This window comes from Actinomadura sp. 7K534 (assembly GCF_004348575.1).
Taxonomy (GTDB): Bacteria; Actinomycetota; Actinomycetes; order Streptosporangiales; family Streptosporangiaceae; genus Spirillospora; species Spirillospora livida.
Genome location: NZ_SMKB01000157.1, coordinates 1 through 17,179, shown reverse-complemented (window position 1 = coordinate 17,179; position 17,179 = coordinate 1). Strand labels below are relative to the sequence as shown.

Sequence of the window (17,179 nt, the reverse complement as noted above, 5' to 3'; positions counted from 1 at the left end):
GGGGGAGGGCGCGGCGGCCGTGCTCGCCGGGCTGGACCGGGTCGACGCCGTGCTCGCGGTCGGCGGGAGCGGCGGGTCGTCGATCGCGGCGCGGGCCGTGCGGGACCTGCCGATCGGGCTGCCCAAGCTCATCGTGTCCACGATGGCGTCGGGGGACGTGACGCCGTACGTGGGCGCGAAGGACGTCACGCTGATGTACAGCGTCGCCGACATCGCGGGCGTGAACCGGGTGACGCGGCTGGTCCTCGGGAACGCGGCGGCAGCGGCGGCCGGGATGGCGCGGGCGTACGAGGCGGTGCGGGCGGCGCCCGCGGCGGACGAGCGGCCCGTGGTCGCGGCCTCCATGTTCGGGGTGACGACGCCGGCGGTGGACGCCGCGCGGGAGCGGCTCGAAGAGCTGGGCTACGAGGTGCTCGTCTTCCACGCGACCGGGGCGGGCGGCCGGGCCCTCGAAGGGCTGGTGGAGAGCGGGCTGGTCGAGGGCGTGCTCGACCTGACCACGACGGAGCTGGCCGACGACCTGGTGGGAGGGGTCCTGTCGGCCGGGCCGGACCGGCTCACGGCGGCGGGACGGCGCGGGGTGCCGCAGGTCGTGGCGCCCGGCGCGCTGGACATGGTCAACTTCGGGCCGCGCGAGACCGTCCCGGAGCGGTTCGAGGGGCGCGTCCTGTACGTCCACAACCCGACCGTGACGCTGATGCGGACGACGCCGGAGGAGATGGCGGAGCTGGGGCGGCGGGTGGCGGCGAAGCTGGCCGCCGCGACCGGCCCGGCGGCGCTGTTCGTCCCGCTCGGGGGCGTGTCGGCACTGGACGCGCCGGGCATGCCGTTCCACGACCCGGCGGCGGACGAGGCGTGCTTCGCGGCCATGGCGGGCGCGGTGGACGGCGCGGTGGAGACGGAGCGGCTCGACGTGAACATCAACGATCCGTCGTTCGGCCGCGCGATGGCCGACCGGCTGCACCGGATGATCTCGGAGGGAGCGTGATGAAGCGGGGAACCGTCCTGGAGCGGCTCCGGGCCGCCGTCGCGGAGGGCGAGCCCGTCATCGGCGCGGGGGCGGGCACCGGGCTGTCCGCCAAGTGCGCGGAGGCCGGCGGGGTCGACCTGATCATCATCTACAACTCGGGCCGGTACCGGATGGCGGGGCGCGGGTCGCTCGCCGGGCTGCTCCCGTACGGCGACGCGAACCAGATCGTGGTGGAGATGGCGTCCGAGGTGCTGCCGGTCGTGGCGGACACGCCCGTCCTGGCCGGGGTGTGCGGCACCGACCCGTTCCGGGTGATGCCGGTGTTCCTCGACCGGCTGAAGGCCATGGGGTTCGCGGGCGTGCAGAACTTCCCGACGGTCGGGCTGTACGACGGCGTGTTCCGGCAGAACCTCGAAGAGACCGGCATGGGCTTCGACCTGGAGATCGAGATGGTGCGGCTCGCGCACGAGCGCGACCTGGTCACCGCCCCGTACGTCTTCGACGAGGACCAGGCGCGGGCGATGGCGGAGGCGGGCGCCGACGTCCTCGTGCCGCACGTCGGGCTCACCACGAAGGGCAGCATCGGCGCGGGCACGGCGCTGACGCTGGACGAGGCGGTCGAGCGGGTCCAGGCCATGCGGGACGCCGCGTTCGCCGTCCGCCCGGAGGTCCTGGTGCTGTGCCACGGCGGGCCCATCGCCGAACCGGACGACGCGGCGTACGTGCTCTCCCGCACCGAGGGCGTCGTCGGCTTCTTCGGGGCGTCCTCGGTCGAGCGCCTGCCGACCGAGCGGGCCATCACGCGGCAGGTGGCCGCCTTCAAGAATCTGGAGCTCTGATGCTGGTCAACCCAGGAGACGTGACGACGATGACCTTCGACTGGGGGTCCATCAAGTGGTTCGTCACGCCGTCGTCCGTGCCCGGCGCGGGCAGCACGCTCGGCGAGGTGATCGTCAATCCCGGCAAGGGGCACGCGCGGCACAACCACCCGGGCGCCGAGGAGATCATCTACGTGATCTCCGGGGAGGCGGCGCAGATGGTGGACGACGGCAAGCCGTTCCGGATCGGCGAGGGCGACGCGGTCCACATCCCGAAGGGCGTCTGGCACTCGACGTACAACGCGACGTGGCGCCCGCTCCGGCTGATCGTCACCTACACGCCGGGCGGTGAGGAGAAGGCCCTTGAGGCCGCACCGGACCTGCGCCTGCTCGCGGCGGGCGCGATCCCCGAATGGAGCCAGGCTTGACCGCGTGACCAGGTCAGCCGCGTGACCAGGTCTCCAGGCCCTCCTCAGTGAGCAGGATGTCGAACGCGGCGTCCGCGGCGCCGATGAGCGGGCCCTGCGGGCCGAGGGGCGACCGCAGGACGGGCGGCGGCGCGGCGCGGCGGTAGCGCATGAGGGCCGAGGTGTAGCCGTCCCGCAGGGCCGCGGGTGTGCGCGCGTCCAGGTCGAGGGCCAGGCCGGAGAGGGTGACGACGTCCGGGTCGAGGGCGTTGACCAGGGCGCCCATGCCCCGTCCGAGTGCGCGGGCGGCGCCTGCGACGGCGTCCAGCGCGGCCGGGTCGGACGCCGCCGCCGCGATGATCTCGCCGGCCGCGGTGCGCGGGTCGGCGGGCGGGGGACGGTCGAGGGCGCGGGCCATGGCGCGCCCGTCGACCGCGAGGTCCCAGCAGCCGCGGGCCCCGCACGGGCATTCCAGCGCGGGGTCGCCGAACGGCATGTGCCCGAACTCGCCGCCCGCGCCGGTCGCGCCGTCCACCGGCCGCCCCTCCACGACGAGGATGCCGCCGACGCCGACCTCGACCGTCAGGTGCAGGACGACCCGCGCCGCCGCCCCGGCCCCGCGCCGGGCGTCGGCGAGCCCCACGAGCGAGGCGTCGTTCCCGACGAGCAGCGGAACGCCGGGCGGCCGGAGCGGCCCGAGGGCGACGTCCCGCCAGCCCAGCCCGGACGCCTGGATGATCGTCGTCCCGCTGACCGTCCCGGCGGCGCCGGCCGACACCGCGCGGACGCGCCCGCCGTAGTGGGCGTGCAGCGCGGCCACGCGCGCGGCGAGCGTCCCGACGAGGCCGGGGGATCCGGCGTGCCGGCCGCTGTCCTCGGTGATGACGCGCCCGCCGAGTTCCACGCAGGCCACCCGCCACTCCTCGTGGCTGATGGCGACCACGCACACCAGCGGCCCCTCGGGATGGGCGCCGAGGACGGGGGACGGCCGGCCGCGCCCGCTCGCGCGGGGCGGCGGGGTCTCCCGGACCAGCCGGGCCGCCTTGAGCCGGGCCGTGATCTCGGCTGCGGATCCGCTGCTCAGCCCCAGCGCCCGCGCCACGTCCGCCCGGGTCGCGGACGGGTGCGCGTGGACGTGGCGCAGCACGGCCAGCGCGCCCTGGCTGCGCAGGGCCCGCGCCGAGTGCGCGGTCTTCGGCTGCATGGTGACATCCTGGCCGTTCCAGATTATCCTCGTGGCACGAGCATATTCCTCCCGGGGTGACCATGAGCGAGTCCGCGGTGCTGCGGCGCACCTCCTCGACCTTCGGCCTCTACCTGGCGTTCGGCTGCCTCGGCTACCTGCTGACGGCACTCGGCGCGATCCTGCCCGAGCTGCGCGCGGAGCGCGGGCTCCCGCGCGCCGAGGTGGCCCTCTACCCGTCGGCGTTCGCGCTGGGGCTCGTGGTCGTCGGGCTCGTCGGGCACCGGCTCGCGGAGCGGCTCGGGCGGCTGGCGCTGCCCGCGGCGCTGGCCGCGCTGGCCGGCGGCGCCGGGATCATCGCCGCCGGCGGCGGGCGGGTCGGGACCGGGATCGGCGCGCTCGTCCTCGGGCTGGGCGGCGCTGGGCTGGTCCAGCTCGTCCCGGCCGGGCTGCGGGCGCTGCACGGCGGCGACGGGGCCGTCCCGATCGGCGAGGCGAACGCGGTGGCGAGCACGGCGTCCGTGCTGTCGCCGCTCCTGATCGGCGCGGCGCTCGCCGCCGGGCTCGGGTGGCGGTTCGCGTTCGCCGTCCCGCCGCTGGCGCTGGCCGCGATCCTGCTGCTCACGCGGCGCGCAGTGGTGCCGGTGACGCGCGCGGACGTCCCGCCGGACGCCGGGAGCCGGGCGCCGCGCGCGTTCGTGAGCCGGTGGTCCGATCTGGTGCTCGCGGTCGGCGTCGAGTTCTGCATGGTCTTCTGGGCCGCCGACTTCCTCCGGTCGGTCAAGGGCCTCGGCTCCGGCACCGCGACCACGCTCTCGGCCGCGTTCGTGCTGGGCATGGCCGTGGGACGGGTCGCCGCCGGGCCCATCGTCCGCGCGGCGGGCGGGGCCGACCGGCTGGTCGTCGCGGCGGCGGCCGTCGGCGTCGCCGGATTCGCGGTCCTATGGGCGGCGCCCGCCTCCGTCGCGGTCGCCGGGCTGCTGGTGACCGGGCTCGGCGTCGCGCTGCTCTACCCGGTCATCCTCGCGCGGGCGCTCGCCGCGTGGCCGGCTCAGCCCGTCCGGGCGGCCGCCCGCTGCGCCCTCGCGTCCGGGGTGGCGATCGGCATCGCCCCGCTCGCCCTCGGGACGCTCGCCGACCTCACCACCCTGCGCGCCGCCGTCTTCGTCGCGCCCGCGCTGCTGCTGATCCTCCTCGTCCGCTGCGGATGGCGCCTCAGGGCGCACCCGGCGGCGTGACGTGGCCCTCCGGTCAGCTCACTCTGCCGCGGACGTAGACCCACTCGCCGTCGTGCCTGACGAACCGGCTGACCTCGTGCAGTTCGCCGGGCGTCGAGCCGTCCAGGTAATGGGCGCGGAACTCGACCGTGCCCTTGTCGTCCCCGGGGCCGCCGTTCTCCTCCCGGACGATCTCCAGGCGCACCCATCGGGTCCCGGAGTCGAAGTCGATGCCCTCCGGACGCGTGGCGGGATGCCAGCTCCGCAGCAGGTACGCCTCGTCCCGCTCGGCGAACGCGCTGAACCGCGACCGCATCAGCTCCGCGGCGGTCTCGGCCCGCGCCTCGCCCCGATGCAGCCGCCCGCAGCAGTCCTTGTACCGGGGCCCGGCAGCACAGGGACACTTCTTCGACTTGGGCACCGATTTCGCCACGTCCCGATTCTGTCAGGAGTCGCCGGGGACGACGCCGACGCCGCTGTAGTGCGGAACCTCCGGGCCCGGCGGCCGCGTCGGGTCGGGGCGCCACCGCGAGCACGACACGACCCCCGGCTCCACCAGCCGCGCGCCCACGAAGAGTTGCTCGATCTGTTGCGGGGACCGGGCGCGGATCGGCGTCCCGCCGCGGTCCATGACCTCCCGCACCGCCCGCCGCATCGCCGCGCCGTCCAGTTCGTCGGTCGTGGCGTCACAGGTGTGCGAGATGACCAGGTAACTGCCCGGCGCGAGCCTGCGGACCAGCCGCGCGACGATCTGCTCCGCCTCGTCGTCGTCCAGGATGTGGTTCAGCACCCCGAGCAGCATCAGCCCGACCGGGCGGTCGAGGTCCAGCGTGCGGGCCGCGCCGGACAGGACGTCCTCCGTGTCGCGGATGTCGGCCTCGATGTAGTCGCACGCCCCCTGGGGGGTGCTGGTCAGCAGGGCACGGGCGTGGTCGAGGACCAGCGGGTCGTTGTCCACGTAGACGATCCGGGACGACGGCGCGATGCGCTGCGCCACGTCGTGGGTGTTGTCGACGGTGGGGAGGCCCGATCCGAGATCCAGGAACTGCCGTATCCCCGCCGTGACGAGGAAGCGCACCGCGCGGCCGAGGAAGGCGCGGTCCTGCTGGGCCGAGCCGGCGATCCCCGGCAGCACCCGGAGGACGGCGTCACCGGCCTCGCGGTCCACGGGGTAGTTCTCCCGGCCGCCGAGCCAGTAGTCCCAGATCCGCGCCGACTGCGGCACGCTCGTGTCGATCTCCGGCCGCGGTCGCTTCGCCATCACCGGTCCCTCCGGACGATATTTGCCGTTCCCTACCCATCTCTGGACCCTGCATGTCCATCACGGGGTAGTGGCCGCCCGCTGGGCAGAAACTGCTGAACGCGGACCGGATGATGGCGGAACACTGACGAAATCCTGGTGGCGCGAGGCTGGTTCGGTTTCCGGCCTGCGCTGGTCTCGGCACGCCCGGCGGGCCCGCCGGCACCGACCCTTGTCCGCTTCCGGGCGCGGCGTTACCGTCTTGCTTAGCTGATAGGAAAGTTTCCTATCAGATGGAGTCTCCATGCAGCCCCCGCTCCCCCCAGTGCACGGCGCGCGTCGAACACGACCCACCCCGAACGCAAGGGAATCCCCGCATGAAGAAGACAGGACCCAGGCTCGCCGCCATCGTGGCGGGCCTCGGCATCGCCCCCCTCCTCTCCGTGATCCTTCCGGCGTCCGCCGCCCACGCCCACGGCTACGTCTCGGCGCCGCTGAGCCGGCAGGCCCAGTGCGCGCAGCGCATCGTCCAGTGCGGCGCCATCCAGTGGGAGCCGCAGAGCGTCGAAGGGCCGAAGGGCCTGCGCAGCTGCAGCGGCGGCAACGCCCGGTTCCGCGAGCTGGACGATGACGGCAAGGGCTGGCGGGTCACCTCCGTCGGCAACACGGTGACCTTCACCTGGACGTTCACCGCCCGGCACCGCACGCTGAACTACGAGTACTACGTCGGAGGCCGGCGCGTCGCGGTGGTCGACGGCCACGGCCAGCAGCCGCCCGCCACCGTCTCGCACACCATCGGCCTCGGCGGCGTCAGCGGCCGGCAGAAGGTCCTGGCCGTGTGGAACATCGCCGACACCGCCAACGCCTTCTACGCCTGCGTCGACCTGGAGGTGCGGTGACACCGCAACGCACCCGGACACCGCAACGCACCCGGACACAGCAGCGCACCCTGATACCGCAACGCGTCCTGGCGCTGCTCGGCGCCGCGATCCTCGCGGTCGCGACGATGTCCGCCGTTCCGTCCCCTGCCACCGCGTCGCAGGCCGCCGCGGCGGCGTGCAACGCGCCGAACTGGGTGGCCGGGCAGTGGTACCCGGTCGGCAGCATCGTCCGGTACACCGACGGCAACCACTACATCGCCGTCCATGAGAACCCGGGCTACGACCCGGTGATCAGCCACTGGTTCTGGGACCCGTACACCTGCGACGACCCCGGCGGGCCCGGTGGCCCGGGCGGGTTCGTCGTGAGCGAGTCGCTGTTCCAGCAGCTGTTCCCGAACCGCAACTCCTTCTACACCTACGCCGGTCTGACCTCGGCCATCGCCGCCTTCCCCGCGTTCGCGGCCACAGGCAGCGACACGACGCGGAAGCAGGAGGCGGCGGCGTTCCTGGCCAACGTCAGCCACGAGACGGGCGGGCTCGTCCACATCGTGGAGCAGAACAGCGCCAACTACCCGCACTACTGCGACCGCGGCCAGCCCTACGGCTGTCCTGCCGGGCAGGCGGCCTACTACGGCCGCGGCCCCATGCAGCTCAGCTGGAACTTCAACTACAAGGCGGCGGGCGACGCGCTCGGCCTCGACCTGTTGCACAACCCGTGGCAGGTGGAGCAGAACTCGGCCGTGGCGTGGAAGACCGCCCTCTGGTACTGGATGACCCAGCGCGGTCCGGGCTCGATGACCGGCCACAACGCCATGGTCAACGGGCACGGCTTCGGCCAGACGATCCGCAGTATCAACGGCAGCATCGAATGCGACGGCGGTAACCCCGCCCAGGTGCAGAGCAGGGTGGACACCTACCGGAGGTTCACTGAGCGCCTGGGCGTGCCCACCGGCGGCAACCTGACCTGCTGATCGCATCCGTTGGCTACGGCGGCGTGAACCCGCGCCTGCTGTAGGACGGTCACCGGGGCGGGCGGCTGTGTCCGCCCGCCCCTCGGTGTCACCGGCCGGAGCAGTCCGGGGCGATGGTTCCGGCCGAGCCGGTGCCGATGAAGCCGAACGTGGTGGTGGCCCCGGCGGCCAGGGACCCGTTCCACGATTCGTTCGCCGCGGTGACCGCCGTGCCCTCCTGCGTCACCTTGGCGCCCCAGGACTGGGCGACGGTCTGGCCGCCGCCGAACGTCCAGGAGACCTGCCATGCCGTGAGCGGGTCCGTCCCGGTGTTGCGGACGGTGACCTCACCCTGGAAACCGCCCTGCCAGGACCCCGTCGTCTCGTAGGAGGCGCTGCACGCGGTCCCGCCAGGGGGAGTGGTCGGTGTGGTGGTCGGGGTCGTCGGCGGGGTCGTCGGCGTGGTGTCGGAGGTGTCGCCGTAGATGACGCCACGGCCGTTCGTGCCGAGATAGACGCGGCCGTAGACGCGCGGGTCGCCGGTGAGGGCCTCGCCCGCGTTGCCGTACTGGTGCTGGTCGTCGTTGATGCGCGTCCAGGTGCCGCCCGCGTCGTTCGACCGGAACAGCCCGGTCACGCCGCCGACCGTCCCCATCAGGTAGAGCGCCTGGTGGCTCGCGCCCGGGGCGGCCTTGCCGAAGCCCACGTTCACGGCGTCGGAGATGTTCGAGATCTTGGTGAAGCTCGCGCCGGAGTCGGTCGAATGGAACAGGCCGGTGTCGCCCGCGAGCCAGATGTCGCCCTCCCCGCCGGGCAGCGCCTTGAAGTGGACCCCGCTGGTCGGCAGCCCGGACGCCGCCGCCGAGAACGACGCGCCTCCGTCGGTGCTGACGTAGAAGCGGCCGCCCGAGACCGCGTAGAACTTGCTCGCGTTCACCCGGTCCGACTCGACGATCGCGTTGGCGGGCACGCCGGACGACTGGCTCCAGCTGTTGCCGAAACCCACCGAGTGGACGACCGGCTGGCCGCTGTCACCGGGCGCCCAGACGAAACGGCCGCCGTCCGCCGCGGCGGCGACCGTGCCGCCGTTGTTGACGCCGCCGGGCTCGGTGCCCTGGAACCAGTTCGCCCCGCCGTCCGTCGAGAACGCCACGTGGCTGTCGTTCGGGCGATCCGAGTCGGTGAAGTTCCCGGCCCGCACGACCACGCCCGGATTGGCCTCGGCGTAGTCGAGGCTCGTCGTGCTGGTGAACACGGGCTGGGTGAACATCGTCCGCGGAACGGCCCCGAGGTCGGCGTGCCGGAACCCGCCGATGTCGCCGAGCCCGCTGATCAGCGGCGCGCCGGACGGCGGGCTGACCAGGTCCAGGACGGCGGTCTCCTCCAGGCCCTTCACCATGGGCCGGATCCCGATCTGGCCGCCCGCGTCCCACTTGGTGAGGTCCTCGGTGCCGTAGATCGTCGCGCCCGTCCCGTACATCAGCCGGTCGGAGTCGAACGGGTCGATCTCCACCGACTCGTTCATCCAGCCCAGCTTCGGGGTCACCTCGGGCGGCGCCGGGTTGGACCCGAACGTCAGCCAGGGCACTTCCGAGATGTCGTGGGTGTAGCGGAAGCTCCGGTCCGGGTAGCTCGTCCAGTCCCAGATGCGCGTCCAGGTCGCGCCGGCGTCGGTGCTGCGCCACATGATCATGTCGGGCCACCAGGACACCTGCGTGGCGACCATCAGCGTGTCGGGGTCCTGCCGGTCGATCGTCAGGCCGCTGTAGCCGAAGTACGCGTCGGAACTGCTGGACGGCACGGGGCTGATCTGCGTCCACGCGCCGGAGCGCGTGTCGAGTTTCCACACGTCGCCCTTAGCGCCGCTGTAGGGGCCCGCGGTGTCGCTTGTCGCGATGTAGAGGACGTGGTTGGTCGCGTCCAGCACGCCCTTGTGCGCGATGTAACCCGTGGGCTGACCGGGTACCCGCTCCCAGGTCGCGCCTGCGTCGGTGCTGCGGTAGACGGTGTTCTGCTTGTCCGCGACTCCGGCGTAGATCGTCCTGGTCGGCGTGCCCGCCGTGCCGTCGCTCTCGTCGAACGTCACCCAGACCACGCCCGGCCGGTGGCTGCCATAACCGCTGCTGTCGCCGGGATCGTCGGCGTAGTCGCCCGGGTTCGGGAAGCTGTTCACCTTCGCCCAGGTAGCGCCCTGGTCGGTGCTCCGCCACAGCCCGTTGCCCTCGGGCGTCCCCAGGTAGAGCACCCGGTTGTCGTGGGGGTCGACCGCGAGCCGTTCGCCCATTCCGCGTCCCGGCATGTTGCCGCCCAGCTTGAACGGCAGTTCCGCCGTCCGCCACGTCCTGCCCCGGTCGGACGAGCGCAGCACCGCGCCGTTGTTGGGATCCCAGTCATTGGTGTACATCCCGGCGGCCGCATAGACCCGGTTCGCGTCAACCGGATCGGCGGCCAGGCTGACCACGCCGTTGTACCCCCACTCGTCCCACCCGACCCAGTCCAGCAGCGGCACCCACTGCCTTCCCGGCTGGTCCCACCGATAGGCCCCGCCGATGTCCGTGCGCGCGTAGACGAGGTTTCTCTCCTTGCGGCTGAAGATGATGCCGGGTACGAATCCGCCCCCGTCGATCCGCACGTTCTTCCAGGCATAGGTCTCGGCGGCGGGCGCCGCGGGCGCGGCGGTGGCGACCCCCACCACCGCCCCGGCGACCAGCGCCAACGTGGCCGCGACGGCCCCCACCGCGCGAGTGAACGATCTCCGCATCGGACAAGCCCTCCAGGTCGGCGACACCGCTGTCCAGGAGAGTGATCGAAGCGATTCGACTCGTCAACGTGTTTCACGAGGCGCCGCTGCGCTCCGCGGAATTGCCCGTTCGACCAGCCCTGACAAGGCTCGGCCCGATGAAAGAAGACCCGTGGGTTTCAAGGAAAAGCGGAATGGCGCCGGTTCTCAGGCGCGTTCGAGGGACGTGCGGGCCCACCGCGCCGCCTGGAGGGCGAGTTCGTCCTGCCGCTCCCGTCCGCTGTCGTACCGGATCTCGGACACCAGGTTGCCGACGCCGAAGAAGACGACGGCACCGCCGTCCGGGCCGGTCGTCGCGAAGGCGGCCTCGCCGAGGGCGGAGAGCGGCGTGACCCGCTCGGTCGCGTTCTCCCGCTCCTCGGCGAGCAGCCGGCGGGCCGCCGCCGTGCTCGCCGCGGTGCGGAGCGTGAGCCTGAGCCGCTCGTCCCCCTCCGCGGTGGCGGAGGTCTGCCAGACGCACTCCTTGCGCGGCTGGCCGGTGTCCGAGTCGGGGCTCTCATCGGCGTGATTGTGGAACGTGCGCACCAGCTCGCCCGCCTGCTCGGCGGTGATGAGCCCGCACGGGGCGGGCGCGGTCGCGAACCGCACCGGTTCGGCCGTGCTCGGGGACGGGGACGGCGTCTCCCGCGCCGCCGGTGGCGGCGGCTCCTCCCGATCGCGAAGCACGATGACCAGCACGGTCACGACGACCACCACCGTCGCCACCGCGCCGGCGAGGGCCGCGACGAGCCAGCCCCGGCCGGTTTTCGGCGGCCCGGCGGGAACGGTGGGACGTCCGTCATAGGCGGGCTGCGGCGACGTGACCGGGGCGGCCGGAGGGGGAGGAGCCGTGTGCTCGCCCGTCACCAGCCCCCGCAGGAACGCCTCGGCCGCCTCCGCGTCGAGGCGCGCGGCCGGGTCCTTGACCAGAAGCCCCATCACCAGCGGTTCGAGCGGCCCGGCGGCGCGAGGCGGAGCCGGCTCGTCCGACAGGACGGCCCCGAGCGTCCCCATCATGCTGCTGCGCGCGAAGGGCGGGCGGCCCTCGGCCAGGGCGTACAGCGTCGCGCCCAGGGACCACAGGTCGGAGGCGGGACCGCTGAGGTCGTCCCGCACCCGCTCGGGCGCCATGTAGGCAGGGGACCCGATCAGCGTACCCGGTCGCGTGAGCGTGGCGTCGCCCTCCAGCGCGGCGATGCCGAAGTCGGTGAGGATGGCGCGCCCGTCCTCGCGGAGGAAGATGTTGGCGGGCTTGACGTCCCTGTGCAGCACCCCTTGGGCGTGGGCGGTGCGGAGGGCCCCGAGGATCTCCAGGCCGATGCGCGCCACCCGGTCGGGCGGCAGCGGGCCGTCGGCGGCGAGCACCGCGTCCAGGGAGCGGCCGGGAAGCAGGTCCATGACGATGCACGGTCCGCCCTCCTCGACCACGACGTCGTGCACGGTGACGATCGACCGGTGCTGCAGCAGAGCGGCCGCCCTGGCCTCGCGCAGGGCGCGCTGTGCCGCGTGCTCGCGCTGCTGCGCGCTCAGATGGCCGGGGAGCAGGAGTTCCTTGACCGCCACGTCCCGGCCGAGCAGTTCGTCGTGGGCGAGCCAGACCACGCCCATCCCGCCCTCGCCGAGGCGCCGGACGAGCCGGTAGCGGCCGGCGAGCGTGCGCGGCGACGTGGTCACGCCGCCGCCCGCGCGATCTGCCGCGCCGCCTGGCGGACCTCGCCGGGGGACGCGGTGCCGCGCTCGTACATGTGCTCGACCCGCAGCACCGAATTCTTCACCCGCAGCACCACACCGGATATGTCCATGGGCTTGGACAGACCCGTGGAAGTGTAGGAGAAGGCTTCGTCACCCACCCCGCTGAGGTTGCTCGCCCCGCTTCCCCGCGCCTTTACGTGGTTCACGTCGATCTCGGGCCATCCCCAGTAATGGACCCCGCCCCGGGACGCGTTCTTCGTGCTCACGAATTTGTTGTGCGCCTCGGCCGGCGACCGCGACGGCGGGTCACCGGCGGAGCGGCCGAGATCAGTGATCACGACTCCGCGTTTCGCGGCGGCCCACCCGCAGGAATCGTCCTCGTCCTCGACCAGCGGCTTTCCCTGCCGGAGCAGGTGGCTCACCTGCCGCCGGGTGAGCAGCCCGCACAGATCGAGCGCGGGAGCGGACGGCGTCGCGGACGGCGTCGCCTGCGGGCTGGAAGACGCCGCCTGCGGCGCGGCCGACCCCGCCGCCCCCTGAGTCGGCCGGGGCTCGTCCCCTCCATCGGAGGCATTGACGGCCAAGGCGACGATGAACAAGGCGCCGGTCGCGGCCAATGCGACGCCCGCCGCGATGGGTATCCATATCCGCCGAGGGTCTTTCTTCGTGGGAGCGGGCGGAGGCATCGGAGCGGCACCGGGCAGCCCGGACGGCATTCCGGCGGACACATTCCGCAGAACCCGCCGCACGTCCTCCGTCTTCGGCCGCGCGGACGGCTCCTTCTGCAGCAGATACCACAGCAGCGGCGAAAGGGACCCTGCCCGCTGCGGCGGCGCCGGTTCCTCGGTCAGCACGGCCCCGAGCGTCGCCATCGAGCTCTCCCGCTCGAACGGCGGCCTTCCCTCGACCGCCGCGTAAAGGGTGGCGCCGAGCGACCAGAGATCGGACTCGGGGCCGCCCGGCTGCTCCCGCAGCCGCTCAGGGGCGATGTATCCGGGCGAGCCGACGAACGTCCCGGTGCGGGTGAGACCCGGGTCCGCCTCGATGCTCGCGATGCCGAAGTCGGTCAGCACGACCCGGCCGTCCTCGGCGAGGAGCACGTTGCCGGGCTTGACGTCCCGGTGCACGACGCCCTTCTCGTGCGCGGCGTCGAGCGCGTCCAGCACCTGCAGGCCGATCTGGGCCGCGGCCTGGGGCGTGCGCGGGCCGTCCCGCCGGAGCACCTCGCCGAGGGACGCGCCGCTCACCAGCTCCATGACGATCCACGGCCGCTCGTCCTCGATCACCACGTCGTGCACGGTGATGACGCCGGGATGGTCGACCAGCGCCGCCGCCCGCGCCTCCCGCTGCGCCCGGGCGGTCGCCACCCGGCGCTCCTCCGCGGTGAGGACGTCCGGGAAGACGATCTCCTTGACCGCCACGGTGCGGCGCAGCGTCTCGTCCGCGGCCGACCAGACGGTGCCCATCCCGCCGCTGCCGAGCCGTTCCCGGAGGCGGTACCGCCCGGCGAGCACCCGTTCGGACATCTGAGCGTCGGTCCTTCCCCATCGTTCCGAGCGCGCGTCGAACACACGGTAGCGCCTGGAGATCACCCCGGACGAAGCGGAGAAATGCCCCACTTTGACCAGGTATTGGCCATCAAATCCCCGTGTGTCGCTATCGGTCGGGTATGGCGCTCGCTGAAAGCGCTGGGAGGAGTTCCGATCATGACCGCACCACTCAAGGCCGGGCCGGGCCGCGACTGGGCCGACGCCTTCGCCGCGGCCAGCAACGACGATCCCGAGATCCAGGCCCACGGCAAGTACTTCACCTGCACCTACCTCCTCGACGCCACCGACCGCAGCTACGCGATCAAGGTGGAGTCGGGGCGGGTCACCGAGGTCACGACGGACCCGGGTCCGCTCGATGTGCCCTACCACTTCGCGATCCGGGCGGGCACCGACACCTGGCGCGGCTTCGGCGAGCCGGTGCCCGCGCCGATGCACCACGGGATCTGGGCCGCCAGCTTCCAGCGGGACATGCGGCTCGAAGGGGACGTCCTGGTCCTCATGCAGAACCTGCGCTGCATCACCCGGCAGATCGAGCTGCTCCGCGTCGTCGGCTCACCGGTCTGAGGAAGGAGATCATCGTGAGCAGGATTTCCCCGGTCACCGGGCACTACGTGACAGTCGAGGCCGACGGCCTGGAGTACAAGGTCTTCTACCTGGAGAACGGCACCGGGCAGCCTCTGGTCTGCCAGCACACCGCGGGATGCCACAACCACCAGTGGCGCGACCTGCTGGAGGACACGGCGATCACCGCGAACCACCGCGTGATCGCCTACGACCTGCCCCGCCACGGCAAGTCCGACCCGCCCGAGAACACCGAGTGGTGGAAGGAGGAGTACAAGCTCACCGCGGACCACTTCGTCAACTTCATCGTCGCCCTCTGCGACGCCCTCGAACTCGAGGACCCGATCTTCATGGGCTCCTCGTTCGGCGGAAACGTCGCACTCCAGCTCGCCCTGCGCCACCCCGACCGCTTCGCGGGCGTCCTGTCGGTCGAGGGCGCCGACTACTCACCCGGCTTCTACCTCGACTGGTGGCAGCACCCGCACGCCAACGCCGCCCAGGTCTGCGCGAGCGGCGTTTGGGACCTGATGGCCCCCCAGTCACCCGAGTCCGACCGCTGGAAGACCTGGTTCTACTACTCCCAGGGCTCCGAGGCGTTCAAGGGCGACCTGCACTTCTACTCCGTCGACCACGACCTCCGCGAGGACCTGGACAAGATCGACGGCAACCGCTGCCCCGTGGTGATGCTCACCGGCGAGTACGACTACCTCACCACCCCGGAGGACAGCGCCCGCACCGCCGGCGCGATCCAGAACGCCACCTTCATCAAGATGGAGGAAATCGGCCACTTCCCGATGAGCGAGAACCACCGCGTCTTCCGCGACTACCTACTGGAGGCCCTGAAAACCCTGGAAAGCAAAACCCCCGCCTAACCCTCAGAGGGCTGGGGCGGCCCAGGTCAGGGGGCGTGTTCGTGCTGCTGATCGGGCGCCTCCGGCAGGATTCGAACCTGCGACACCCGCTTTAGGAGAGCGGTGCTCTATCCCCTGAGCTACGGAGGCGTGTCGTCGCTCGCGGCAAGAGCGTAGCGGACGGCACCTACAGGGTAGGGGACGGAACCCGTTGCGCGCTCCCTCTTAAGGGGCGGCTGGGGCCTCTAGGCCAGGTGGGGCCGCGGTGGGTACGCTTCGGTGCCGTGACGGGTCGGCATCGCGGGCAGCCCAGTGGCAGGTCTGCCGAGGACGAGGTGGCTGAGCGTCCGCCCAGAAGCAGGCGGAGGCTCGCGGTCGCCGCTGGTTCCGGCGCGCTCCTGGTGACGGCTTCCTTAATCGCTTTCGGGCTGCGCGATGAGCCCGCGGACAACGAGCCGCATACGGCGGCCACCTCCGTGCAGCAGCAGGTGCCGGTCATCCCCGGGGTCGAGCCGACGTACGGGGAGTACGTGGCGCCCGAGGCGGAGCCGCAGGTGGCGACGAAGGCGCCCCCGAGGCCGACGCCCGTCCCCACGACCACACCGAGCAGGACGAAGCCCGCTGCGACCCCGACGCCGTCCCGCGCCAGGACCAGGAGGCCGTGCCCGCCGGAGTGGCAGGAGGTCTGGTGGATGCGCCGGTGGTGCGACGACCGCCGTGATCGCGATGGTGACCGTGGCCGCTGAACCGATTACGCACAGGTCATCGTAGAACGTGTAGTACCGTTCTGCCGCTGTTCCGCATTTGGGCATCAGGAGGAAAACCACCGTGCCGAACCCCCGGTCGGCGGCGCTGACCGCGGTCTTCCTGGTGATGACCATGTTCGCTCCGCACGGTGTCGCCGTCGCGGCCGACGCCGACTCCGTGGAGTCGCTGCGCCGTGAGGCGTCGAAGGCTCGCACCGAGCTGGAGAAGGCCACGAAGCAGATGCAGACCCGGAAGAAGGACCTCGCGGCCTCCCAGGTCAAGCTCCGCAGCACGCTGAAGGACCTGGCGGTCGCCGAGGCCGAGCTGAACCGGATCCGCGAGCCGCTCGCGAGGCTGGCGAACAGCTCGTACCAGCAGAGCGGGGCCGTCGGGTCCATGTCCATCTTCGGCGGCGGCGACCCGGGCCAGGCGCTGCGTTCGACGGCGGACGTCACGCTCCTCGCCAGGTCGCAGCAGGCCCTTGTGGACCGTGCCGACGAACTGCAGTCGCGGCGCAAGCGCCTCGCCTCGACCGCCCAGGAGCTCCAGTCGAGCAACGCGGTCGAGCAGACCCGCCTCCAGCAGGAGGTGGACGGGCTGAAGACCAAGTCGGCGCAGCTCACCAAGCAGCTCAACGCGATGCTCGACAAGCTGTCGGTGAGCCGGCTGAAGCGGCTGCAGCTCACGTGCGACGAGGGCCTCGCCACCGAGGCCAAGCAGTTCCCCAACGGGCTGATCCCGTCGAAGTACCTCTGCGCCCTGCCGCAGAAGGGACACCGGCTCCGCGCGGACGCCGCACTCGGCTTCTACAAGCTGAACGCCGCCTACAAGCGCCGCTTCGGCCGCGACATGTGCGTCACCGACGCGTACCGGAGCCTCTCCGAGCAGCACTCCGTCTACGCCCGGAGACCCGGTTTCGCGGCCGTCCCCGGGACGAGCAACCACGGCAAGGGACAGGCCCTCGACCTCTGCGGCGGCATCCAGAGCTCCGGCTCCATCCAGTTCAACTGGATGGAGGCCAACGCCGAAAAGTACGGCTGGTACCACCCGGCCTGGGCCTACAGCAACCCCTTCGAACCCTGGCACTGGGAATTCGGCACCGAATCCGAATACGAGTAACCCACCCATCCGCCCCCGCCGGAACGGCCCGCGGTCATGTTGGTGAGACCGGGCCGGCCGTTCGGCGGTGGGGCGGGGAAGAGCGCGGCTCACGTGCGACGAGGGCCTCGCCACCGAGGCCAAGCAGTTCCCCAACGGGCTGATCCCGTCGAAGTACCTCTGCGCCCTGCCGCAGAAGGGACACCGGCTCCGCGCGGACGCCGCACTCGGCTTC

At 72.3% G+C, this 17,179-nt stretch carries 16 protein-coding genes and 1 tRNA gene; 10 read left to right on the top strand and 7 right to left on the bottom strand.

Features of this window, described 5'->3' with window-relative positions; genetic code table 11:
• From E1266_RS25650 to E1266_RS25640, 3 genes are all read left to right on the top strand, one after another.
• The coding region (locus E1266_RS25650; protein ID WP_207945909.1) for a Tm-1-like ATP-binding domain-containing protein at positions 1-988 on the top strand (988 nt) is incomplete at its 5' end.
• A complete protein-coding gene (locus E1266_RS25645) occupies positions 988-1,809 on the top strand; it encodes a phosphoenolpyruvate hydrolase family protein (protein WP_132051177.1) in 822 nt (273 codons plus the stop codon). The genes E1266_RS25650 and E1266_RS25645, both read left to right, overlap by 1 nt.
• Complete coding sequence (locus tag E1266_RS25640) at positions 1,809-2,216, top strand: cupin domain-containing protein (RefSeq protein WP_132051175.1); 408 nt, start codon at positions 1,809-1,811, stop codon at positions 2,214-2,216. Before E1266_RS25645 ends, E1266_RS25640 begins: the two co-directional genes overlap by 1 nt.
• Positions 2,217-2,229: 13 nt before the next feature.
• Here the strand turns inward: E1266_RS25640 and E1266_RS25635 are convergent, their stop codons facing one another.
• A complete protein-coding gene (locus E1266_RS25635) occupies positions 2,230-3,399 on the bottom strand; it encodes an ROK family transcriptional regulator (RefSeq protein ID WP_132051173.1) in 1,170 nt (389 codons plus the stop codon).
• A gap of 62 nt (positions 3,400-3,461) precedes the next feature.
• On the opposite strand from E1266_RS25635, the gene E1266_RS25630 reads away from it, so the two are divergent.
• On the top strand, positions 3,462-4,616 hold the full coding sequence (locus E1266_RS25630; RefSeq protein ID WP_132051171.1) for an MFS transporter: 1,155 nt from the start codon (positions 3,462-3,464) through the stop codon (positions 4,614-4,616).
• Positions 4,617-4,629: 13 nt separating this feature from the next.
• Here E1266_RS25630 and E1266_RS25625 read toward each other — a convergent pair whose 3' ends face one another.
• Positions 4,630-5,028, bottom strand: a complete 399-nt coding sequence (locus tag E1266_RS25625; protein WP_243718864.1) for a YchJ family metal-binding protein — start codon at positions 5,026-5,028, stop codon at positions 4,630-4,632.
• A 12-nt stretch (positions 5,029-5,040) separates the two neighbouring features.
• The gene (locus tag E1266_RS25620) at positions 5,041-5,856 is read right to left on the bottom strand and encodes an SAM-dependent methyltransferase (protein ID WP_132051169.1); all 816 of its coding nucleotides are present in this window, start codon (positions 5,854-5,856) and stop codon (positions 5,041-5,043) included.
• 356 nt (positions 5,857-6,212) lie between these two features.
• Here E1266_RS25620 and E1266_RS25615 point away from each other — a divergent pair, with 356 nt between their 5' ends.
• Positions 6,213-6,734 (top strand): lytic polysaccharide monooxygenase auxiliary activity family 9 protein, encoded by a 522-nt coding sequence (locus E1266_RS25615; RefSeq protein WP_132051167.1) that lies wholly within the window; start codon positions 6,213-6,215, stop codon positions 6,732-6,734.
• On the top strand, positions 6,731-7,687 hold the full coding sequence (locus E1266_RS25610) for a chitinase (protein ID WP_243718862.1): 957 nt from the start codon (positions 6,731-6,733) through the stop codon (positions 7,685-7,687). Before E1266_RS25615 ends, E1266_RS25610 begins: the two co-directional genes overlap by 4 nt.
• Positions 7,688-7,775: 88 nt before the next feature.
• Here E1266_RS25610 and E1266_RS25605 read toward each other — a convergent pair whose 3' ends face one another.
• From E1266_RS25605 to E1266_RS25595, 3 genes are all read right to left on the bottom strand, one after another.
• Complete coding sequence (locus E1266_RS25605) at positions 7,776-10,403, bottom strand: cellulose binding domain-containing protein (protein WP_279436346.1); 2,628 nt, start codon at positions 10,401-10,403, stop codon at positions 7,776-7,778.
• Positions 10,404-10,613: 210 nt separating this feature from the next.
• Positions 10,614-12,119 carry a serine/threonine-protein kinase gene (locus E1266_RS25600; RefSeq protein ID WP_132051163.1) on the bottom strand — a complete coding sequence of 502 codons (1,506 nt, stop codon included), beginning with the start codon at positions 12,117-12,119 and terminating at the stop codon, positions 10,614-10,616.
• Entirely contained in the window at positions 12,116-13,663 is a 1,548-nt protein-coding gene (locus E1266_RS25595) for a serine/threonine-protein kinase (RefSeq protein ID WP_132051161.1), read from the bottom strand. The genes E1266_RS25600 and E1266_RS25595 overlap by 4 nt, the downstream gene beginning before the upstream one ends.
• Before the next feature lie 180 nt (positions 13,664-13,843).
• Between E1266_RS25595 and E1266_RS25590 the strand changes: the two genes are divergently transcribed.
• Both E1266_RS25590 and E1266_RS25585 read left to right on the top strand, forming a co-directional pair.
• Complete coding sequence (locus tag E1266_RS25590; protein WP_132051159.1) at positions 13,844-14,251, top strand: hypothetical protein; 408 nt, start codon at positions 13,844-13,846, stop codon at positions 14,249-14,251.
• A gap of 14 nt (positions 14,252-14,265) precedes the next feature.
• A complete protein-coding gene (locus E1266_RS25585; protein WP_132051157.1) occupies positions 14,266-15,120 on the top strand; it encodes an alpha/beta hydrolase in 855 nt (284 codons plus the stop codon).
• A 56-nt stretch (positions 15,121-15,176) separates the two neighbouring features.
• Here the strand turns inward: E1266_RS25585 and E1266_RS25580 are convergent.
• A tRNA-Arg gene (locus tag E1266_RS25580) sits at positions 15,177-15,249 on the bottom strand.
• A 251-nt stretch (positions 15,250-15,500) separates the two neighbouring features.
• Between E1266_RS25580 and E1266_RS38195 the strand changes: the two genes are divergently transcribed.
• Positions 15,501-15,845 (top strand): hypothetical protein, encoded by a 345-nt coding sequence (locus E1266_RS38195; protein WP_165966206.1) that lies wholly within the window; start codon positions 15,501-15,503, stop codon positions 15,843-15,845.
• A gap of 82 nt (positions 15,846-15,927) precedes the next feature.
• On the top strand, positions 15,928-16,965 hold the full coding sequence (locus E1266_RS25575) for a D-alanyl-D-alanine carboxypeptidase family protein (protein ID WP_132051155.1): 1,038 nt from the start codon (positions 15,928-15,930) through the stop codon (positions 16,963-16,965).
• Positions 16,966-17,179: the final 214 nt, after the last annotated feature.